Origin of the sequence: Lentzea kristufekii (assembly GCF_033949925.1) — a bacterium.
GTDB classification, from domain to species: Bacteria; Actinomycetota; Actinomycetes; order Mycobacteriales; family Pseudonocardiaceae; genus Lentzea; species Lentzea kristufekii.
Genome location: NZ_JAXAVV010000009.1, coordinates 158,855 through 177,396 on the forward strand (window position 1 = coordinate 158,855; position 18,542 = coordinate 177,396).

17 protein-coding genes are annotated in these 18,542 nt (G+C 69.8%); 11 read left to right on the forward strand and 6 right to left on the reverse strand.

Annotated features, from left to right (window positions below):
* Nucleotides 1–19: 19 nt before the first annotated feature.
* From SK571_RS19975 to SK571_RS20000, 6 genes are read right to left on the reverse strand one after another with little or no spacing between them, the layout of a single operon-like run.
* Complete coding sequence (locus SK571_RS19975; RefSeq protein ID WP_319985597.1) at nucleotides 20–859, reverse strand: LacI family DNA-binding transcriptional regulator; 840 nt, start codon at nucleotides 857–859, stop codon at nucleotides 20–22.
* Nucleotides 849–3,302, reverse strand: a complete 2,454-nt coding sequence (locus tag SK571_RS19980; protein ID WP_319985598.1) for a glycoside hydrolase family 2 protein — start codon at nucleotides 3,300–3,302, stop codon at nucleotides 849–851. Before SK571_RS19980 ends, SK571_RS19975 begins: the two co-directional genes overlap by 11 nt.
* On the reverse strand, nucleotides 3,299–4,054 hold the full coding sequence (locus SK571_RS19985; protein ID WP_319985599.1) for an ABC transporter ATP-binding protein: 756 nt from the start codon (nucleotides 4,052–4,054) through the stop codon (nucleotides 3,299–3,301). Before SK571_RS19985 ends, SK571_RS19980 begins: the two co-directional genes overlap by 4 nt.
* Nucleotides 4,051–5,730, reverse strand: a complete 1,680-nt coding sequence (locus tag SK571_RS19990; protein ID WP_319985600.1) for a dipeptide/oligopeptide/nickel ABC transporter permease/ATP-binding protein — start codon at nucleotides 5,728–5,730, stop codon at nucleotides 4,051–4,053. The genes SK571_RS19985 and SK571_RS19990 overlap by 4 nt, the downstream gene beginning before the upstream one ends.
* Nucleotides 5,727–6,725: an ABC transporter permease gene (locus tag SK571_RS19995; protein ID WP_319985601.1), complete on the reverse strand. Its 999-nt coding sequence runs from the start codon at nucleotides 6,723–6,725 to the stop codon at nucleotides 5,727–5,729. The genes SK571_RS19990 and SK571_RS19995 overlap by 4 nt, the downstream gene beginning before the upstream one ends.
* Nucleotides 6,726–6,727: 2 nt before the next feature.
* Entirely contained in the window at nucleotides 6,728–8,392 is a 1,665-nt protein-coding gene (locus SK571_RS20000; protein ID WP_319985602.1) for an ABC transporter substrate-binding protein, read from the reverse strand.
* A gap of 135 nt (nucleotides 8,393–8,527) precedes the next feature.
* Here SK571_RS20000 and SK571_RS20005 point away from each other — a divergent pair, with 135 nt between their 5' ends.
* The 11 genes from SK571_RS20005 (at nucleotide 8,528) to SK571_RS20055 (ending at nucleotide 18,490) form a co-directional block, all read left to right on the forward strand.
* The gene (locus SK571_RS20005; RefSeq protein WP_319985603.1) at nucleotides 8,528–9,760 is read left to right on the forward strand and encodes an ROK family protein; all 1,233 of its coding nucleotides are present in this window, start codon (nucleotides 8,528–8,530) and stop codon (nucleotides 9,758–9,760) included.
* A gap of 120 nt (nucleotides 9,761–9,880) precedes the next feature.
* On the forward strand, nucleotides 9,881–10,432 hold the full coding sequence (locus SK571_RS20010) for a PH domain-containing protein (RefSeq protein WP_319985604.1): 552 nt from the start codon (nucleotides 9,881–9,883) through the stop codon (nucleotides 10,430–10,432).
* A gap of 40 nt (nucleotides 10,433–10,472) precedes the next feature.
* The gene (locus SK571_RS20015) at nucleotides 10,473–11,069 is read left to right on the forward strand and encodes an NPCBM/NEW2 domain-containing protein (protein ID WP_319985605.1); all 597 of its coding nucleotides are present in this window, start codon (nucleotides 10,473–10,475) and stop codon (nucleotides 11,067–11,069) included.
* Nucleotides 11,070–11,171: 102 nt separating this feature from the next.
* A complete protein-coding gene (locus SK571_RS20020; RefSeq protein ID WP_319985606.1) occupies nucleotides 11,172–12,062 on the forward strand; it encodes a cellulose binding domain-containing protein in 891 nt (296 codons plus the stop codon).
* 77 nt (nucleotides 12,063–12,139) lie between these two features.
* Nucleotides 12,140–12,595 carry a hypothetical protein gene (locus SK571_RS20025; RefSeq protein ID WP_319985607.1) on the forward strand — a complete coding sequence of 152 codons (456 nt, stop codon included), beginning with the start codon at nucleotides 12,140–12,142 and terminating at the stop codon, nucleotides 12,593–12,595.
* A gap of 173 nt (nucleotides 12,596–12,768) precedes the next feature.
* The gene (locus tag SK571_RS20030; RefSeq protein WP_319985608.1) at nucleotides 12,769–13,692 is read left to right on the forward strand and encodes a carbohydrate ABC transporter permease; all 924 of its coding nucleotides are present in this window, start codon (nucleotides 12,769–12,771) and stop codon (nucleotides 13,690–13,692) included.
* The gene (locus tag SK571_RS20035) at nucleotides 13,682–14,515 is read left to right on the forward strand and encodes a carbohydrate ABC transporter permease (protein WP_319985609.1); all 834 of its coding nucleotides are present in this window, start codon (nucleotides 13,682–13,684) and stop codon (nucleotides 14,513–14,515) included. Before SK571_RS20030 ends, SK571_RS20035 begins: the two co-directional genes overlap by 11 nt.
* 15 nt (nucleotides 14,516–14,530) lie before the next feature.
* On the forward strand, nucleotides 14,531–15,841 hold the full coding sequence (locus tag SK571_RS20040) for an ABC transporter substrate-binding protein (RefSeq protein ID WP_319985610.1): 1,311 nt from the start codon (nucleotides 14,531–14,533) through the stop codon (nucleotides 15,839–15,841).
* Nucleotides 15,838–16,920, forward strand: coding sequence for a Gfo/Idh/MocA family protein (locus SK571_RS20045; protein ID WP_319985611.1), 1,083 nt, complete (start codon nucleotides 15,838–15,840; stop codon nucleotides 16,918–16,920). Before SK571_RS20040 ends, SK571_RS20045 begins: the two co-directional genes overlap by 4 nt.
* A complete protein-coding gene (locus SK571_RS20050) occupies nucleotides 16,902–17,783 on the forward strand; it encodes a DUF6807 domain-containing protein (protein WP_319985612.1) in 882 nt (293 codons plus the stop codon). The genes SK571_RS20045 and SK571_RS20050 overlap by 19 nt, the downstream gene beginning before the upstream one ends.
* Complete coding sequence (locus SK571_RS20055) at nucleotides 17,777–18,490, forward strand: cupin domain-containing protein (RefSeq protein WP_319985613.1); 714 nt, start codon at nucleotides 17,777–17,779, stop codon at nucleotides 18,488–18,490. The genes SK571_RS20050 and SK571_RS20055 overlap by 7 nt, the downstream gene beginning before the upstream one ends.
* Nucleotides 18,491–18,542: the final 52 nt, after the last annotated feature.

The following is an 18,542-nucleotide window of genomic DNA, read 5'->3' on the forward strand; positions in this document are numbered from 1 at the left end:
ACCCTGGGACCGGCCTGTCCTAAGTGGACGCGGTCGCCGTCGTGCCGCGTGGCAGGTAGCGGGCCGTCGGCGACCAGCGCGGCGTGACCGGGCCGCCGTCGATCCGCTCCAGCACCGACTCCGCCACCGACACGCCGAACTGGTGGACGTCGACGCTCATCGTCGTGAGGGCGGGGGAGGCGAGCCGGCACAGCGTCGAGTCGTCCCACGCCACGAGGCTGAGGCGGTCCGGCACCGCGACACCGAGCTCGGCGGCCGCGGCGAGTCCCGCCACGGCCATCACGTCGTTGTCGTAGAGGATCGCGGTGGGCGGCTCCGGACCGCTCAGGAGCCCGGCGGTGAGCTTGGCGCCCGACTCCTCGGAGTAGTCGCCCTCCACGATCACCGGCTCGACGCCCGCCTGTGCGCACCCGGCCAGCAGCGCGTCCGTGCGGGCCCGCGTGTGCAGCAACGCCGAGGGGCCGGTGACCCTGGCGATCCGCCGGTGTCCCAGCTCGAGCAGGTGCCCGAGCGCTTCGGCGACCGGCCCGGCGTGGTCGGTGCGGACCGAGGGCAGCCGGTGGTCGTCGCCGACGACCACCGCGGGCAGTGCGATCTCATCGAGCACGGCCGGGCGCGGGTCGTCCGCCACCGGGTTCACCACCACGACGGCGTCCACCAGGCCGCGGCTCGCCCAGCGGCGGTAGGCCGCGATCTCGGCCTCGTGGTCCGCCACCACGTGCAGCAGGACGGACAGGTCGCGCTCGGCGAGCCGTTCCTCGATCCCCGCGATGAACTCCATGAAGAACGGCTCGACCCCGAGCAGGCGTGCGGGCCGCGCGAGCACGAGGCCCACCGCGCCCGCCGGTTCACCGGACATCGGGCACCGCGCGGAGGTCGTTGGCACAGCGCAGGACCAGCGGATCGGTGAAGGCCGCCGGGTCGACGACGGCGTCCGTGCGGATGTGGAACACGCGCACCTCTCCGGCCAGCATCGGCACGAGCGAGTCGTCCACGACCGCGTCCGGCGCCACCCGGTCGGCCAGGACGGCGACGTCCCGCGCGAACGAGCCGGCCCGCACCTCGACCTCGTACCCGCCGTGCACGGCCTGCGCCTGCGCGGCAAGGGGACGCGGATCGTAGGAGAGCTCGACGTCCTCCCGGAACGGCAGGATCGCCCGGGCTTCGGCGGTGGTCGCCACCATCACCTCCGCGTCGTCGTTCACCGGCTGCAGCAGCGCGTCCTCCAGGTCCAGGCAGAGGACCGAGCGGGGTGGCACCGTCCGGCGCAGTCTAGTCAGGTGCAGCGTGACACCCCGGAACGTCTGCCGATCAAGGGTGAGGTGCGCGTCCCACGGCTCGTCGTGGTCGTTGACGGCGACGAGGACGAGCCTCCCGTCACGCGGCTGGAAGGTGAGCAGCCGGGGCTCGTAGGCGTGCCGAAGCCCGTACCACAGCGGTTTGAGCCGTTCCTCGCTGTCGATTGCCGCCCAGGACGTGACCGGCCAGCAGTCGTTGAGCTGCCACACGATCGCACCGGCAGTGCGCGGCCACCACGAGCGGAAGTGCTCGACGCCGAAGCTCACCGCCCGCGCCTGGTTGAGCTGTGTCGCCCAGTGCCAGTCCTCGAACCGCGCCGGCACGGGCAGGTGCGCCGCCAGTCCGCGCACGAGCTTGCCGTTGCCGTCCTCGGCCTTCTGGTGCGCCAGGAAGCTCGGCGAGTCCGGGGACAGCGGCCGGTCGTGGATCCAGCGGGTGAGCGTGGCCCACGCCGGCGGGCCCTGGAACCCGAACTCCGAGCAGAACCGCGGCACGTGGTCGCGGTAGTGCTGGTAGCCGGCCTCGTTCCAGACGTGCCAGTCGTGACGTGTGCCGTGGTCCTCGTCGTTGGGGTGCACGCCGTCCACCGGGCTGTACGGGCTGCTGGGGCAGTAGAACCGCGTCGGGTCCAGCTCGGCCACGATGCCGGGCAGCAGCTCGTCGTAGTGGCCGAGGCCCCACGTCCGGCCGTCCAGCTGCTCGGGCCAGCCCCAGTCGGCGAACCCCCAGACGTTCTCGTTGCCGCCGTTCCACAACGCCAGCGAGGCGTGGGACATCAGGCGCGCGACGTTCTCGCGGGCCTCGGCCTCCAGCTCCCCGCGGATCGGCTCCTCCTCCGGGTACGCGGCGCACGCGAGCGGGAAGTCCTGCCACACCAGGACTCCGCGTTCGTCGCAGACGTCGTAGAACTCGTCGGACTCGTAGATCCCGCCGCCCCACACCCGCAGCAGGTTGACGTGCGCGGCCACGGCCTGGTCCACCCTCCGCACCAGCCGGTCGCGGGTGATCCGGGTGAGGAAGTGGTCGTCGGGGATCCAGTTGGCGCCCTTGACGAAGAGCGGCCGGTCGTTCACGACGACGGTGAACGGGGTGCCGTGCTCGTCCGGGGTCGTGTCGACGGTGATCGTGCGGAACCCGATCCGCTTCGAGGTGCTGTCGAGGACGCCGGACTTCCCGCGCAGCACCACTTCCAGGTCGTACAGCGGCTGTTGGCCGTGCCCGGCCGGCCACCAGAGCGCGACGTCGGGCACGTCGACGCGTGCGACCAGGCCGTCCTGTCCGGCCGGGACGGTGACCGTGCGCTCGTGGCCGCCCACGGCGATGTGCAGCGTCAGGTCCTCCGGGACGGCCCACTCGAAGTCGGCGTGCAGCTCGACCTGCCCCGTCGTGCCGGCGACGGTGACGACCGGACGGACCCGCGCGAGCCGGGCGGTGTGCCAGCGCTCCAGCCGCACCGGCCGCCAGATGCCCGCGGTCTGCAGGTCGGGGCCCCAGTCCCAGCCGAAGCTGCACGCCATCTTGCGGATCATGTTGAACGGGTGGGCGTTGACGTGCGGCCGGCCGCCGAGCGCGGCCTCGGCCTTCTCGGCGTGGGCGAGCGCGGACGAGAACGACACCGTCAGGTCGTTGCCGCCGTCCACCAGGAACTCGCGGACGTCGAACCGGTAGCCGCGGTGCATGTTCGCCGTCTGCCCGGCCACGTGCCCGTTCAGCTCGACGGTGGCGATGGTGTCGAGGCCGTCGAACACGAGGTCGACCCGCTGCCCCGGCCTGGCCGTGGCGGCGAGGAAGGTGGTGCTGTAGCGCCAGTCCGCGCGGTGCATCCAAGCGAGTTCCTCCTCCGCCCGGTCGAGGAACGGGTCGGTGATCAGCCCGGACGCGAGCAGGTCGAGGTGGGTGCTGCCGGGCACCGCGGCGGGCACCGTGCGGCCCCGGATGTTGTCCGGCACCTCGTTCGTGGCCGCGGTCAGCTGCCAGCCGTCGTGCAGGTACTGGCGGATCAAGACTGTCCTCCTTGTCGGAAACGGGCTTCCGGGTCGGGCGCGGCGGCGGCGAGCTGCCGGGTGTACGGGTCCTGCGGACGCAGGAGCACGTCGTCGCCCGGACCTCGTTCGACGATGCGGCCCCGGTGCATCACCAGGACCTCGTCGGAGAAGTGCCGGGCGGTGGCCAGGTCGTGCGTGATGTAGAGGACCGCGAGGTCCTCCTCGCGTTGCAGCCGGTCGAGCAGCTTGAGCACACCCAGCCGGATCGAGACGTCCAGCATGGACACCGGTTCGTCGGCGATGATCACCTTCGCGCCCGGTGCGAGTGCGCGGGCTATCGCCACCCGCTGCCGCTGTCCGCCGGACAGCTCGTGCGGCCGGCGACGGGCGAGGTCCGGGGTGAGGCTCACCCGCTCCAGCAGGTGAGGCACCTCCGCACGAGAGCGTCCGTGCAGCAGCAACGGCCGGGCGAGGTGGTGTTCGACGGTGTGGAAAGGATTGAGCGAGGCGAACGGGTCCTGGAAGATCATCTGCACGTGGTCGCGGTACGCCCGCCGCGCCACCTGATTGCCGTCCTGGCCGGTCAGGGTGATCTCGCCGGAGGTGGGACGGACCAGGCGGGCGATCATCCTCGCGATCGTCGACTTCCCCGACCCGGACTCGCCGACCAGCGCGACGGTCCGGCCGGGCGTGAGCGTGAACGAGACACCGTCGACCGCGCGGTGCCGGTGGAACGTCTTCGTCAGGTCGCGGACTTCGAGCGTGGTCATCGGATCAGGGCTCCTCGCTCGCCGGTCAGGCTGGGGAACGACGCCAGCAGCTGCCGCGTGTAGGGGTGCTGCGGCCGCAGGTACATCTCCTCGGCCGTCGCGTACTCGACGACCTCGCCCTCGCGCATCACCGCGATCCGGTCGCTCAGCTCCAGCAGCAGCGGCAGGTCGTGCGTGATGAACACGACCGCGAACCGCAGCTCGTCGCGCAGGCGCTTGATCTCGTTGAGGATCTCGCGCTGCACCAGCACGTCGAGAGCGGTGGTGGGCTCGTCCATGATCATGACCTGCGGTTCGAGCAGCAACGCCATGGCGATCATCACGCGTTGCCGCATGCCGCCGGACAGCTCGTGCGGGTAGGAGCCGAGCCTGGCCGGGTCGACGCCGACGAGCCGGAGCACCTCCGCGCACCGCGCCGCCCGGTCCGAAGTGGACATCGAGGGGCGGTGCGTGCGCAGGACGTCCTGCAGTTGCGCGCTGATCGGCGTGACCGGGTTCAGGGAGTTCATGGCGCCCTGGAAGACCATGGACAGCCTGACCCAGCGGAACCGGCGGAGCTCTTCCGGGCCCAGCGCCAGCACGTCGACGCCGTCGAACACGACGGACCCCGAGGTGACCTCGGCCGGCGGCCGGTGCAGGCGGTTGATCGCGTAGGCGAGGGTGGTCTTGCCGCAGCCGGACTCGCCCGCCAGTCCGAGGATCTCGCCGCGCCGCAACGTGAGCGACACGTCCTTGACGGCGTGCACGGGTGTGGCGCCCTGGTAGAAGACGTTGAGGTCGCTGACCGTCAGCACCACGTCCTCGTCCACGGCTTCCACCACGGGCGTGGTGGCCACGACGTCGCTCCGGCGCCGGACCCGTTCGCGCAGCGCGGGGTTGATGATCTCGTCGATGCTGAAGTTGACGAGGGAGAGCGCGCCGCCGAACAGGGCGATGACCAACCCCGGCGGGACGAACCACCACCACGCCTCGCGTTGCAGCGCGAAGCCGTTCTGCGCGTAGTAGAGCATCGTGCCGAGCGTCGAGGAGTCGGCCGCCCCGAGTCCGAGGAACGACAGGCCCGCCTCGCTGAGGATCGCCAGGACGACGGCGAACACGAACTGGGAGGCGAGGATCGGCAACAGGTTCGGCAGGATCTCCACGCAGATCACCCGCCACGTCCTCTCGCCGGACACCCGCGCCGCGGCCACGTAGTCCCTGTTGCGCAACGACAACGTTTGCGCGCGCAGCACCCGGGCGGCCGCCGCCCACCCGGTGATCGCGAGCACCAGCGAGATCGTCCACGTGCCGCGCTGGTCGGCGGGCACGAACCCGGCGACGACGATGACCAGCGGCAGGCCGGGGATCACCAGCATCACGTTGGAGAACAACGAGAACGCCTCGTCCACGGCACCGCCCGCGTAGGCGCCGACGATGCCGAAGACACCGGACAGCACCGTCGCCATGACCCCGACGAGCAGGCCGATCCACAACGACCCGCGGGTGGCGTGGGCGAGCTGGGCGAGCACGTCCTGGCCGGTGATCGTGGTGCCCAGCAGGTGCCCGTCACCGGGCGGGGTGAGCCCGACGTCCCTGATCGTGGCGGGGTCACCCGTGAGCAGCGGACCGAGAAGTCCGAAGAGGACGATCAGGCCGGCCAGGCCGAGGCCGGCGCGGAGTTTTCCGGACCAGGTCATGACGCCGTGCTCCGATCCCTCGTGCGGGCGTCGATCAGCCCGTACAGCAGGTCGACGACCAGGTTCGCGCCGAGCACCGCGATCGTGATCACCAGGAAGATCCCCTGCATGAGCGCGTAGTCGTTGTTCTGCACGGCCTGCAGCAGCTTCGAGCCGATGCCGGGGTAGGAGAAGACCTGCTCGGTGACGATCGACCCGGACACCACGAACCCGAGTGAGATCGCGAACCCGGCGACGGAGGGCAGCACGGCGTTGCGCGCCGCGTACCGGACCATGACGCGGCTGCCGGTCAGGCCCTTGGCCCGCGCGGTCAGCACGTAGTCCTCCGACATGGCCGAGACCATCATGTTGCGCATGCCGAGCAGCCAGCCGCCGACCGAGGAGAGCACGATCGTCAGCGCGGGCAGGGTGCCGTGGTAAAGCGCGGAGCCGAGGAACTCGGGGTTCCAGCCGGGATCCAGGACCACGTCGTAGCCGCCGTTGAGCGGGAACCAGCCGAGCCCCGACGAGAGCAGCGCGACCAGGATCAGCGCCAGCCAGAAGTACGGCACCGCGGACAGCATCGTGGTCGCCGGCACCAGCGCGTCGAGCCAGGTGCCGCGCTTCCAGCCGACGAGCGCGCCGAGCCCGACCCCGAGCACGAACGAGATCAGGGTCGCGAGCCCGACCAGCACGATCGTCCACGGCAGCGAGTCGCCGATCACGTCGGAGACCTTCGCCGGGAACGCGCTGACCGACACCCCGAGGTCCCCGCGCAGGAGGTTCCCCAGGTACGCCAGGTACTCCTGCGCGAACGACTCGCGTCCGCCGGTGCCGAGCAACGTCTCGTAGGCCTGGCGGGCGGCGGGGTCGACGGACCCGCCGCGCTGCTGGAGCTTGGCCATCAGGATGTCCACCGGGTTGCCCGGCAGCAGCCGCGGGATGACGAAGTTCAGCGTCACCGCCGCCCACAGCGCCGCCAGGTAGAAGGCGACCTTGCGCAGGTGGTAGCCCATCGTCAGGACCCGGCGGGCTTGAGCTTGGCGTACACCTGGGAGGCGTCCGGCCGCTTCCACACGGCGGGGAACGCGTAGAGGTCGTCCTTCGTCGGCCAGCCGGTGAACGCCTTGTCGTTGTACTCGTTCGGGACACCGCCGGTCAGCACCGGGATGTACGGCATGGACTTCTCGAGCTCCACCTGGATGGTGTCGTAGTGCGACTGCCGCGCGGGGTTGCCGCGGTCGGTCTTCTTGAGCTCGGCCAGGGCCGCGTCCACGACGGGGTTGCTGAACCGGGCGAAGTTCGGGTTGGCGGCCTGCCCGACCGGCGCGGTGGTCGCGGTGGAGAAGAAGTAGCTGTAGGTGTAGTACGGGTCCGGTGCCGGGCCCTGCTCCACCGAGTCGATCAGCAGCTCGAACTGGCCGCGGCCGCGCGCGTCGGCCCACTCGTTCCACGACAGCTGCTGCGGCGTGATCTTGACGCCGATCTGGAGCAGCTGCTGGCTCAGGGTCTCCAGCGCGGTGATGTAGTCGGTCCAGCCGGCGACCACCTTCACGGTCAGGGCCAGCGGTTTGCCGTCCTTGGCGTAGATGCCGTCCGCGCCCTTGACGTACCCGGCGGACGTGAGCAGTTCGGTGGCCTTGGCGACGTCGGCGTTCATCGGCGCCATGCGGTCGGTGAGCTTGCTCGACAGCAATGCCGAGTCGCGCGGCTGCAGCGTGAAGCCGGGTGACATCTCGCTGCCGGTGTTCTGGAAGGCCAGCGAGTTGATCTGGGTGCGGTTCATCCCGTGGTAGATCGCCCTGCGCACGGCCGGATCGGTCTGCGCCCCCTGGCAGCCGAGCTGGGCGTTGGAACACGTGAACAGCGAGACCTGGTTGAGCGGCAGGGTGACCGCCTTGTAGCCGGGGTAGTTCTTCTCGACGTCCTTGATGTCCGGGACGGGGCCGGTCTGCCAGTCGATCGAACCGGCCTTCAGCGCGTCGACGCCCGCCTGGTTGCCGGACAGCGAGAGGTAGCGGATCTGCTTCAGCGCCGGCTCGCCGCCCCAGTGCTTCGGGTTCGCCTTGAGCGTGAACGACTGCGCCTTGAACTCGCCGAGCTGGAACGGGCCGGTGCCGACCGGGCTCGGGTTCACCTCGGTCGCGGGCGTGGCGTAGTTCTTCCAGATGTGCTCGGGCATGATCCACAGCTGGCCCAGCACCTGAGGTCCGTCCATGTAGGACGGTTCGGGGAACTTGACGACCACGTGCGTGTCGTCGACGGCGGTGGTCGTGCCCTTGAAGCCGGTCCGGTTGACGGCGGGGGTCCTGGCGACCATGTCGAGCGTGAACTTGACGTCCTCGGCGGTGAACTTCTCGCCGTCGGACCAGGTCACGCCGTCTCTCAGGGTGATCGACAACTCCGTGCCGTCCGCGTTCCACCCGAACTCGGTGCCGAGCAGGGGCTTCGGTGGTCCGTCCTTCGCGATGTTGAAGAAGAACAGCGGTTCGTAGATCGTTCCGGGCCCCTCGATCTGGGTGGGGGCGTACGGGTTGAAGTTCAGCTGGTAGTCGCCGGCCTGCCCGGTGTAGACGACGAGCGTGTCGCGGGCCCGGCCCGCGCCGCTGGATCCGGAGCAGGCAGCGGTGGCCGCGACGAGGACCGCGAGACCGAGTGAGCAGAGCCGCTTGTGCAGGAACATCGTTGATCCTCCCGTGGCTGGGTGGTTCGCGGCGAGGATTCTTCAGTTACTAAACAAAGAAAGTCAACGCCTCGGGATGCTTTACTGATCCCGAGGTTGTCGATGGACAAGTTCGCCGTTCGACGGAGGAGTGCTGTGAGCGGACCGGCGCGGGTGACCCACGCCAGCACCAGGGCTGCCGTGCTGGACCTGGTCAGGGCGGCGGGCGTGATCAGCCGCGTCGGCCTGGTCAACGCCACCGGTCTGACCGGCGGCACGATCTCCACCGTCGTGCGCGGCCTGATCGACGAGGGGCTGGTGGCCGAGACCGGGCACGCCGAGTCGACCGGCGGCAAGCGCCGGGTCATGTTGCAGCTCAACCACTTCGCGCGCTACGCCGTCGGCGTGCACCTCGACGACGCGCGGATCACCTACGTGCTGACGAACCTCGGCGGAGCGGTCGTCGCCAGGATCTCCCGCGCGGGCGCCGGTGCCGACGAGCCGGCGGCCGTGGTCGCCAGGGTGGCTCGCGAGGTCGACGCGCTGATCGACAGCGTGGGCGTCGAACGCGATCGAATCCTCGGGCTGGGACTCGTGGCGGCTCGTCCGTCGGAGCACCAGGAGTTCGGCCGTGCGCTCGAGCGGGCGACGGGCCTGCCGGTCGTGCTCGACAACGACGCGACCGCGGCGGCCATCGGCGAGCACTGGTCCGGAGGCGTCGGCGCGACGTCGACGTTCGCCGCGCTGTTCATGGGAACGGACGTCGGCGCGGGCATCGTGCTCGGCGGCGCCACCTACCGGGGCCCGAGCGGCCACACCGGCGAGATCGGCCACACCTGCCTCGACATCGACGGCCCGTGCTGCCGGTGCGGCGCGCGGGGGTGCCTGGAGGTGCTGGCCGGTCCCGCCGCGGTCGTGGAGCAGGCACGGGCCGATCGGGCACTGAGTCGCGCGGCGGGCCTCGTCGGAGGCCGGACCCGCCCGGCCACACCGGTCGCGGCCGACTTCGCGGCGATCAGCAGGGCGGCCCGGCAGGGCAACACCCGCGCGGTCGCGTTGCTCGAACGGTCCGCCCGGTACTTCGCGGCCGCCGCGCGCACGCTGGCGAACGTGCTGGACCTGGAGGTGCTGGTGCTCACCGGCCCGAGCTTCGCGATCGCGGGCTCGGTCTACCTGCCCGTGCTGCGCGCCGAGCTCGACAGCGCGTTCATCGCGCGCGACGCCCACCCGATCTCCGTGCGGCTGTCGCCCTCGGCGGCGTCGGCGCCCGCGATCGGCGCCGCGGCGATCGTGCTGCAGTCGGAGCTGGTGCCGCGGCGTCAGGGCCTGCGGCTGCCGGACGACCTCGCGGCGGAGGAGCCGCCCGTGTTCGGACAGCTGGTCCGCTGAGCGTCGATCCAGTGGTGTGGCTGGGAAGGTCGCCGGGCGAATTCGCGGTCTGTCGCGAGGCGCCCTGCTGAGCGTGAATTGCCCAGCCGACCTTCCGGCGCACGACACTAGGGTGTGCGCATGAGTCGGGGCAGGGCGGCAGTGGTGCTGCGCAGGAAGTTCGACAGCACCTTCAGCTGGATCGTGACGCTGGGCGCGCTCGGCACGAGCACGTACGTGCTGCTCAACCCGTTCCCCGGCAACGGGTTCGGGCACCAGCTGGAGTTCATCGCGATCATGGCGCCGCTCACGTGGTTCATGTGGATGGTCGGCGCGCACTCGGTGGTGGAGGTGCACGACTCGGGTGTCCTGGTCGTGAACTGGTTCCGCAGGTACTGGGTGCCGTGGGCCGACCTCGCGTCGGTCGAGGCGACGCGGGAGCTCACCCTCGTCACCACCTCGGGGGAGCGGATCAACGTGGCCGTCGGCGCTTTCTCCGCGGCGAGCTCGTTGCGGGGGAACCAGGTGCAGGCGCGGCTCCGGGAGGCGATCGAGCAGCACCGGCCGCACCCGGTGCCCACCGGCGGCGGTGGCGTGCGCAAGAGCCTCGACCTGGTGCCGTGGCACTTCGCGGGCGTGGTCGCGTTCCTGCTCGTCGTCGCCTGGATCGGCCTGTGGCTCAACGGGAGCTGACCGTGTAACGAAGAGGTGCCCGTCTCGGACAAAGCCGGGCATGACAACTGGTGGCGCAGGTCACAAACCCAGGCGGTGGATCGCGGGCGCGGCCGCCGTGGTGATCGTGCTGGTGATCGGGACCTCCCTGCTCGTCAGCGGAGTGCTGAACGGCGACGAGCCCGCGGCCACCGTCCTCACCACGTCACCGGCCGCGCCTCCGCCGCCCGTCGAGGACTGGTACGACCTCACCGCCTACCAGACGGTCGAGTCCGGCGACGGGCACGAGACCGTGCCGTCGATCAGCATCGGGGTGGGCAAGGAGCCGTTCTCCCACGGCATCTGGGGTTCGGCCGGCTCGTCGGCGAACTTCCGCACCTGGTCCACCGCGGGCAGGTGCACCCGCCTCTCGGTGTGGATCCGGAAGGACGCGGCCTCACCTCAGCAGGACGGGATCGGGCAGTTCGTGATCAAGGCCGACGAGAAGGAGGCCACCACCCGGCAGGCGAGCATCGTCGACGCTCCCCAGCACGTCGAGATCGACATCTCGGCCGTCACCCGGCTGACGTTGCTCGACGTGCGTGGTGGCCGGGACGCGCACAACGCCCGGGGAACCCCGAAGGTGTTCTGTTCCGCTCCGCCCGGCAGGACCGTCTGACCCGGACGTAACGCGGTGATCAGCTCAACCGACATTCCAGCAGCTGGGTGAGTGCTGTCGTCCACGCAAGACAGCGTGTCGGGGAGATGGTCGGGAGTGACGGTGGCGCGCAAGCACCTGCTGGTGATGTTGTTGCTGTTCACAGGCGCGTGCTCAGCGGAACCCGCAGCGCCGTCACCCTCTCCCCAGTCGCCGCTGAAACCACCGACGCTCGTCAACGAGGTGGTGCCGCCGCAGGACGTGCTCACCGTCGTGCGGGACGTGATCGACGCGCGGACGGTCGAGTTCGCCGACGGCACGAGGGTCCGCGTCGCGTCGCTGGCGGAACCGAAGGAGTGCTTCGCGGAGGCCTCGCTCTCCTTCGCCAGGTCGACGCTGCTGGCGAGCTCCGTCAGGTACACCGGGCTGGAGATCGGCGTGGTGGACCTGGAACTGGAGGACGGCACCGACTACGCGGTGCTCGCCGTGCAGCAGGGTGCCCTGAGGCCCGAGGGCGTCGAGAGCGGACCGCTGATCAACGCCCGGGACGAGGCGTCCGCGGCCAAGCGGGGGCTGTGGGGCCCGCCCTGCGAGGGTTCCGACACGTCCAAGCCCGCACCCACCACGACGACCACGACGCCCGCGCCGCCGCCACCACCTCCGACGACCACGACTCCGCCGCCGCCTCCCGCGAAGGCCTGTGCCGTCGCCTACCGGATCACCGAGCAGTGGCAGGGAGGGTTCCAGGCGAACGTGACCGTGCGCAACACCGGCACCGCCGCGGTGAACGGCTGGTCGCTGGTGTGGACCTTCTCGAACGGCGAGAGCGTCCGTGAGATGTGGGATGCCTCCGGGAGGCAGTACGGGTCGATCGTCAGCGCTGCGAACACGAGCTACAACCGGCAGATCGCGGCAGGCGCGTCGGTGCGGTTCGGGTTCAACGGCAACTCCCGCGGCCGTCCGGTCCCACCGGCCGGGTTCTCGGTCAACGGCGTGAAGTGCTCTGTGGAGTAGCGGGTCTCACTCGCACTGGCTTTGCGCTGGGGTGCAATAGCTTCTGCCCGCGCGGGTGAGCGTTGTCAACTGCCGCCATGGTTTCGAGAACCTTCACCAAGATCGCCGGCCGGGTCGCGGCCGCCGCCGTGGCCGCGCTCTCCGCCGTCGTCGTGAACACGCCTTCGGCAAGTGCCGCCGACCAGGAGTTCATCTACTCGGGACAGGACTACGGGTACGCCGGGGCGACGTTCGACTGGGCCGGGCGCAGCTCGGTCAGGAACATCGACCTGCTCGTCTCCGACTGGGGCTGCGACGCCAAGCCGGTGTACGCCTACTTCCTGTTCTACAACGGCTCGCTGCACCCCGACACGACGGCCACGCGCCGGTACGACCACTCCGGCTGCGACAAGGAGGACTACTCGTCGTACAACGACCTGACCTGGTCGATCAGCGGCGACTCGATCACCTACATGGGCGTCGTCGTCTGCCGTGACGCGGCGAACGGCCCGTGCAAGGTCGGCGGGCTGTCCGGACGCAACCCTTACGCCTAAAGCGAGCTCGGAGGGCGGCGATCCCGCCCTCCACCCCAAGCCTCCACAGAGGACTCCGCTGTTCGACGCCGTTCGACAGGTTGGTTCGACGGCATTCGACAGCTTGCTTGACGCTCATCAGGCGCCGATGCAGACTCCGGAAAGCGTTTTCCGAACGGCGAGGTCGGGGGTCGATGAGCGCTCTAGACGAACTGCGTCAGCTGCGCCGGGGTGGCGTCCAGGTCAGGAAAAGCGACAACAGAGCCGCGTTCTGGTTCCTCGCGCCCTGGTTCGCCGGACTGCTCCTCGTCACGATCGGCCCGGTGATCGCGTCCTTCGCACTGGGCTTCACGAAGTACAACCTGATCCAGCCGCCGAGGTTCATCGGGTTCGACAACTTCGCGCGCATCCTCAGCGACTCCCGCCTGCACAACGCCCTGCGGGTCACGTTCACCTACGTGCTCGTCTCCGTGCCCCTGCAACTGGCCTGCGCGCTGGGCGTCGCGCTGCTGCTCAACCGGGGGCTGCGCGGGCTCGCGTTCTACCGCTCGGCGTTCTACCTGCCGTCGCTGCTCGGGTCGAGCGTGGCGATCGCGGTGCTGTGGACACAGGTCTTCGGCACCGACGGACTGGTGAACCGGGTGCTGGACTTCTTCGGCGTCGAGGGCAGGGGCTGGATCTCCGACCCGGACACCGCGCTGTCGACGCTGATCGTGCTGAACGTGTGGACGTTCGGCTCACCGATGATCATCTTCCTGGCCGGGCTGAGGCAGATCCCGGAGGTCTACTACGAGGCCGCCGCGATCGACGGGGCGAGCAGGTGGTCGCGGTTCCTGCGGATCACCCTGCCGCTGCTCTCGCCGATCCTGTTCTTCAACCTGGTGCTGCAGATCATCCACGCGTTCCAGTCGTTCACGCAGGCGTTCGTCGTCTCCAGCGGCACCGGCGGGCCGTCCGACTCGACCATGTTCTACACGCTCTACCTGTACCAGCAGGGTTTCAGCCGGTTCGACATGGGTTACGCGTCGGCGCTGGCGTGGTTCCTGCTGCTGATCGTCGCCGCGTTCACCGCGATCAACTTCTGGGCGGCGAAGTACTGGGTGTTCTATGACGACTAGAAGGCTCGCCACTCCCGCCAAACATCTCGGCCTGGTCCTGATCGGGTTCGTGATGCTGTACCCGGTGCTGTGGATGGTCGCGAGCTCGCTGCGGCCGGGCGACGAGATCTTCCGCAGTCCGGGCCTGATCCTCGACGGGCTTCAGACCGAGAACTACACCGAGGGCTGGAACGCCCTCACGCCGTCGTTCGGCACCTACCTGCTGAACTCGGCGATCCTGGTGCTCGGCTGCATCGTCGGCAACCTCGTGTCGTGCTCGATGGCCGCCTACGCCTTCGCCCGGCTGCAGTTCACCGGCAAGCGGTGGTGGTTCGGCATCATGCTCGGCACGATCATGCTGCCGATCCACGTGATCATCGTGCCGCAGTACGTGCTGTTCTCGAACATCGGCTGGGTCAACACGTTCCTGCCGCTGATCGTGCCGAAGATCCTCGCCACCGACGCGTTCTTCGTCTTCCTGATGGTGCAGTTCATCCGCGGCCTGCCGCGCGAGCTCGACGAGGCGGCGCGCATCGACGGCTGCGGCCATCCGCGGATCTTCCTCCAGATCATCCTGCCGCTGATGACGCCGGCGCTCGCGACCACCACGATCTTCACGTTCATCTGGACGTGGAACGACTTCTTCAGCCAGCTGATCTACCTGACGGACCCGGACATGTACACGGTCCCCGTCGCACTGCGGTCGTTCGTCGACTCGACGGTCGCCACGTCGTGGGGCTCGCAGTTCGCGATGAGCGTCGTGTCACTCCTCCCGATCTTCCTCGCCTTCCTCGTCGGCCAGCGGTACCTCGTCAAGGGGATCGCCACGACCGGGGGCAAGTAGCCGAAAGGACAGCTCATGTTCAGAGGTGCTCGCCGCGGGACCGCGTGGGCGGTCCTGCTGTCGCTGACCGCGTCCCTGCTGACGGCGTGCGGATCCGGCTCGGACGCGGGTGGAGACCTGACGACGGAGAAGGTCACGCTGCGCTTCACCTGGTGGGGCGCGGACGATCGGCACAAGCGCACCCAGCAGGTCATCGAGATGTTCCAGCGCAAGCACCCGAACATCACCGTCAAAGGCGAGTTCAAGGAGTGGAACGGCTACTGGGACAGCCTCGCCACCACCATGGCGGCCAACGACGCGCCCGACATCATGCAGATGGACGAGCTCTACATCGCCTCCTACGCCGAGCGAGGCGCGCTGCTCGACCTGAACGAGGCCAAGAAGCACCTGGACACCGCGAACTTCGACCAGAAGGCGCTCGCGACCGGTGCGATCGCCGGCAAGCAGTACGGGCTGCCGGTCGGCCTCGGCATGTACTCGATCATGGTCAACCTCGACCTGCTGGAGAAGTACGGCATCCCGGTGCCCGACGACACGAAGTGGTCGTGGGACGACCTGAGGAAGGTCGGCGAGCAGGTGTCGAAGGCCGGTGGCGGCCAGGTGTTCGGCGTGCAGTCGCCGGGCATCAACGACGCGGCCGGGCTGAGCATCCGGGCGAGGCAGCAGGGCAAGGCGATGTTCGACGCCGACGCCAAGGTCGTGCTGCCGCAGGAGATCGCACGCGACTACTGGCAGTACATCCTCGACCTGTCCAAGTCCGGTGTCGCGCCACCGCCCTCGGTGAGCGTCGAGAAGGCGTCCGCCGGGCTGAACCAGTCCGCCACCGCGACCGGCACCGCGGCGTTCGGCCTGTGGTGGAACACCCAGCTGACCGCGCTGACCGCCGCCAGCGGCGCCAAACTGAAGCTGTTGCGGCTGCCCGGCGAGACCCAGGGCACGGCACCAGGCGCCTACTACAAGCCGTCGATGTTCTGGTCGGTGTCCGCGCGGTCGAAGTACCCGGCCGAGGCCACGGCGTTCGTGAGCTTCCTCGCCAACGACGACGAGGCGGCCAAGGTCCTGCTGACCGAACGCGGCGTGCCCGCCAACCAGAAGATCCGCGAGGCGATCGCCGGGCAGCTCAAGGACACCGACAAGGCCGCCAAGGAGTACCTCGACACCGTCCCGGTCAGCGATCCGCCGAGGATCACGCCGAACGGTGCCAGCACGCTCGACACGATCCTCAAGCGGCACACCGAGGACGTCCTGTTCGGCCGCACCACACCCGACGCCGCCGCGGCGGCGTTCATCAGGGAAGTCCAGTCCGAAGTGGACGCCGCGAAGTGAGGCGGGCGGCCGTCGTCGGCACCGGGGCGATCGCGGCCGCCCACGCCGAGGCGTTGCGGGCGGCGGGGGAGCGCGTCGAACTGGTGGCCGTGGTGGACGTGGACGCCGATCGCGCAGCGGCGTTCGCCGAGGAGTGGAATGTGCCGCGCGTGCACCCCACTTCCGCCGCGTTGCTGGAGGCGGAGGACCTGGACTTCGTGCACGTGTGCACGCCGCCACGCCATCACGTGCCGGTGGCGCTGGACTGCCTCGCCGCGAACGTGAACGTGCTGGTGGAGAAGCCACCCGCGTTGTCACTGAGCGGCATCGACGCGCTGATCGCGGCCGAACGCCGTTCGACCGGCCGCGTCGCGACGGTGTTCCAGCACCGCTTCGGGCCGGCCGCGATCCGGCTGCGGCGCCTGGCCGCCGAAGGCGTGTTCGGCCGGTCGCTCGTCGCCAAGTGCGACACGCTCTGGTACCGCGGCGACGCCTACTTCGACGTGCCGTGGCGCGGAACCTGGGACAGCGAGGGCGGCGGCCCGACGATGGGCCACGGCATCCACCAGTTCGACCTGCTGCTGTCGGTTCTGGGGCCGTGGCAGGAGATCCGTGCCGTGGCGGTCCGGCAGGCCCGGGACGTGCAGACCGAGGACGTCTCGATGGCGCTGGTGACCTTCGCCGACGGCACGGTCGCCTCGGTGGTCAACTCGCTGCTGTCGCCCAGGGAGACGTCGCAGCTGAGGTTCGACTTCGAACGCGCCACCGTCGAGGTCGAGCACCTCTACGGCTACACCGACGCGGACTGGACCGTGACACCGGCGCCCGGCCACGACGAGGTCGTCACGCACTGGCACGGGGAGCCGTCGGGGATCGTCAGCGGTCATCGGTGTCAGCTGACGGCGTTCCTGGACGCGCTGGACAGCGGCGAGGCACCGCCGGTGACCCTCGCGGACACCAGGAACACGATGGAGTTCATCGCGGCGCTCTACGCGTCCGCGTTCACCGGTACCGTCGTGAAGGCAGGTCAGATCGGTCCGGACAGCCCGTTCCACGCGACGATGGAAGGGATCGGTGCCCCGTGGGCGAACGCTCGGTGATCACGCGGCAGGACGACGAGGCGCTCACCGCGTCGGTGGGCGACGTCGAGATCTTCCGGTACGTCCACCGGCCGTCCACGCCCGCGTTCGAGGGCCCGAAGCCCTACCTGCATCCCGTGCGCACGCTCGCCGGTGACGTGGTGACGGCGTTCCGGCCGCACGACCACCGCTGGCACAAGGGTGTGCAGATGACCGCGACGGACGTGTCGGGGGAGAACTTCTGGGGCGGCGTCACGTACGTGCGCGACCGGGGCTACGCGGCGCTGTCGAACGTCGGGACCATGCGGCACGAGGAGTTCGAGGTCGACGGTGCCCGCTTCGACGAGCGGCTGTCCTGGTTCACCGAAGAGGGAGAACGCTGGGTCGGCGAGTCGCGTTCGTTCGCCGTGCGCGACGTCGAGGACGACTCGTGGACGCTGGAGTTCGCCACCACCCTGACGAATCTGCGTGCCGAGCCGCTGGTCTTCGGCAGTCCGACGACCAACGGGCGTGAGCTCGCCGGCTACACCGGGTTCTTCTGGCGCGGCCCGCGCTCGTTCACCGACGGCACCGTGATCGCCGCCGACGGGGGAGCCGGGCAGGAGATGATGGGCAAGGCCGCGCGCTGGCTCGCGTTCATCGGCCGGCACGACGAGGTCGACCGCTCGTCGACGCTGCTGTTCCTGGACCACCCGGACAACAAGAACACGCACTGGTTCGTGCGCAGCACGCCGTTCGCGGCGGTCAACCCGTCCTTCGCCTTTCACGACACGGTGGAGCTGGCTCCGGGCGCGACGCTGACCCTGCGCTACCGGCTCGTCGTGGCCGACGGCGACTGGGACAGAGCGCAACTGGAATCCTATGTGGAGGAACATCCGTGGTGACGCCGTTCCCGGGCGGTGTGGGCATCTCCGGCCTCCGGGTGTACGACTGGCCGGCGGTGGACGGGGTGTGCGGCGGTTCGCCGCACGTCCACCTCGCCTGCTCGGAGTGCTACTACGTGATCGGCGGGCAGGGCAGCGTCCAGACCCTGACCCGGCGCGGGTTCGCCGAGACACCGCTGCGCGAGGGCGGTGTCGTCTGGTTCACGCCCGGCACGATCCACCGCCTGGTCAACGACGGTGACCTGCGGATCATCGTCGTGATGCAGAACAGCGGCCTGCCCGAGGCCGGGGACGCGGTGTTCACCTTTCCCGCCGAGGTGCTGGCCGACGCGGAGACCTACCCCGCGCACGCCCAGGCCGGTGACGAGGAGTCCGCCCGGCGGCGCAGGGACCTCGCTCTCGAAGGGTTCCTGGAGCTGCGGCGACGCGTCGAGGCGGGCGAGGACGCGGCGCTGGACGACTTCTACCGCTCCGCCGTGCGGCTGAAGCAGGACGTCCTGGACGCCTGGGAGAAGCGCTGGCGGACCGGCGCCTTGGCGTCGGCCGAACGCACCGGTGAGCAGCTGGACCGGTTGCGGGACGGCGACATCGGCCACCTCGCCGAGGCGGACGTCCACGTGGTGCGCGCGGAAGGGCCGAGGCGGTTCGGGATGTGCGGCCGGCTCGACGTCCACGACCCGGCCGAGGGATTCTCGCCGCACGACTGACCTGTCGATTCGAACCGCCCGTCGAATCGACGGAACTGTTGTGCGGCAACGA

Excerpts from the sequence above, each read along its gene's own strand:
- SK571_RS19975 (WP_319985597.1), bottom strand. The coding sequence starts at position 859 with ATGTCCGGTGAACCGGCGGGCGCGGTGGGCCTCGTGCTCGCGCGGCCC.
- SK571_RS19985 (WP_319985599.1), bottom strand. The coding sequence starts at position 4,054 with ATGACCACGCTCGAAGTCCGCGACCTGACGAAGACGTTCCACCGGCAC.
- SK571_RS19990 (WP_319985600.1), bottom strand. The coding sequence starts at position 5,730 with ATGACCTGGTCCGGAAAACTCCGCGCCGGCCTCGGCCTGGCCGGCCTG.
- SK571_RS19995 (WP_319985601.1), bottom strand. The coding sequence starts at position 6,725 with ATGGGCTACCACCTGCGCAAGGTCGCCTTCTACCTGGCGGCGCTGTGG.
- SK571_RS20000 (WP_319985602.1), bottom strand. The coding sequence starts at position 8,392 with ATGTTCCTGCACAAGCGGCTCTGCTCACTCGGTCTCGCGGTCCTCGTC.
- SK571_RS20010 (WP_319985604.1), top strand. The coding sequence starts at position 9,881 with ATGAGTCGGGGCAGGGCGGCAGTGGTGCTGCGCAGGAAGTTCGACAGC.
- SK571_RS20015 (WP_319985605.1), top strand. The coding sequence starts at position 10,473 with ATGACAACTGGTGGCGCAGGTCACAAACCCAGGCGGTGGATCGCGGGC.
- SK571_RS20025 (WP_319985607.1), top strand. The coding sequence starts at position 12,140 with ATGGTTTCGAGAACCTTCACCAAGATCGCCGGCCGGGTCGCGGCCGCC.
- SK571_RS20030 (WP_319985608.1), top strand. The coding sequence starts at position 12,769 with ATGAGCGCTCTAGACGAACTGCGTCAGCTGCGCCGGGGTGGCGTCCAG.
- SK571_RS20035 (WP_319985609.1), top strand. The coding sequence starts at position 13,682 with ATGACGACTAGAAGGCTCGCCACTCCCGCCAAACATCTCGGCCTGGTC.
- SK571_RS20040 (WP_319985610.1), top strand. The coding sequence starts at position 14,531 with ATGTTCAGAGGTGCTCGCCGCGGGACCGCGTGGGCGGTCCTGCTGTCG.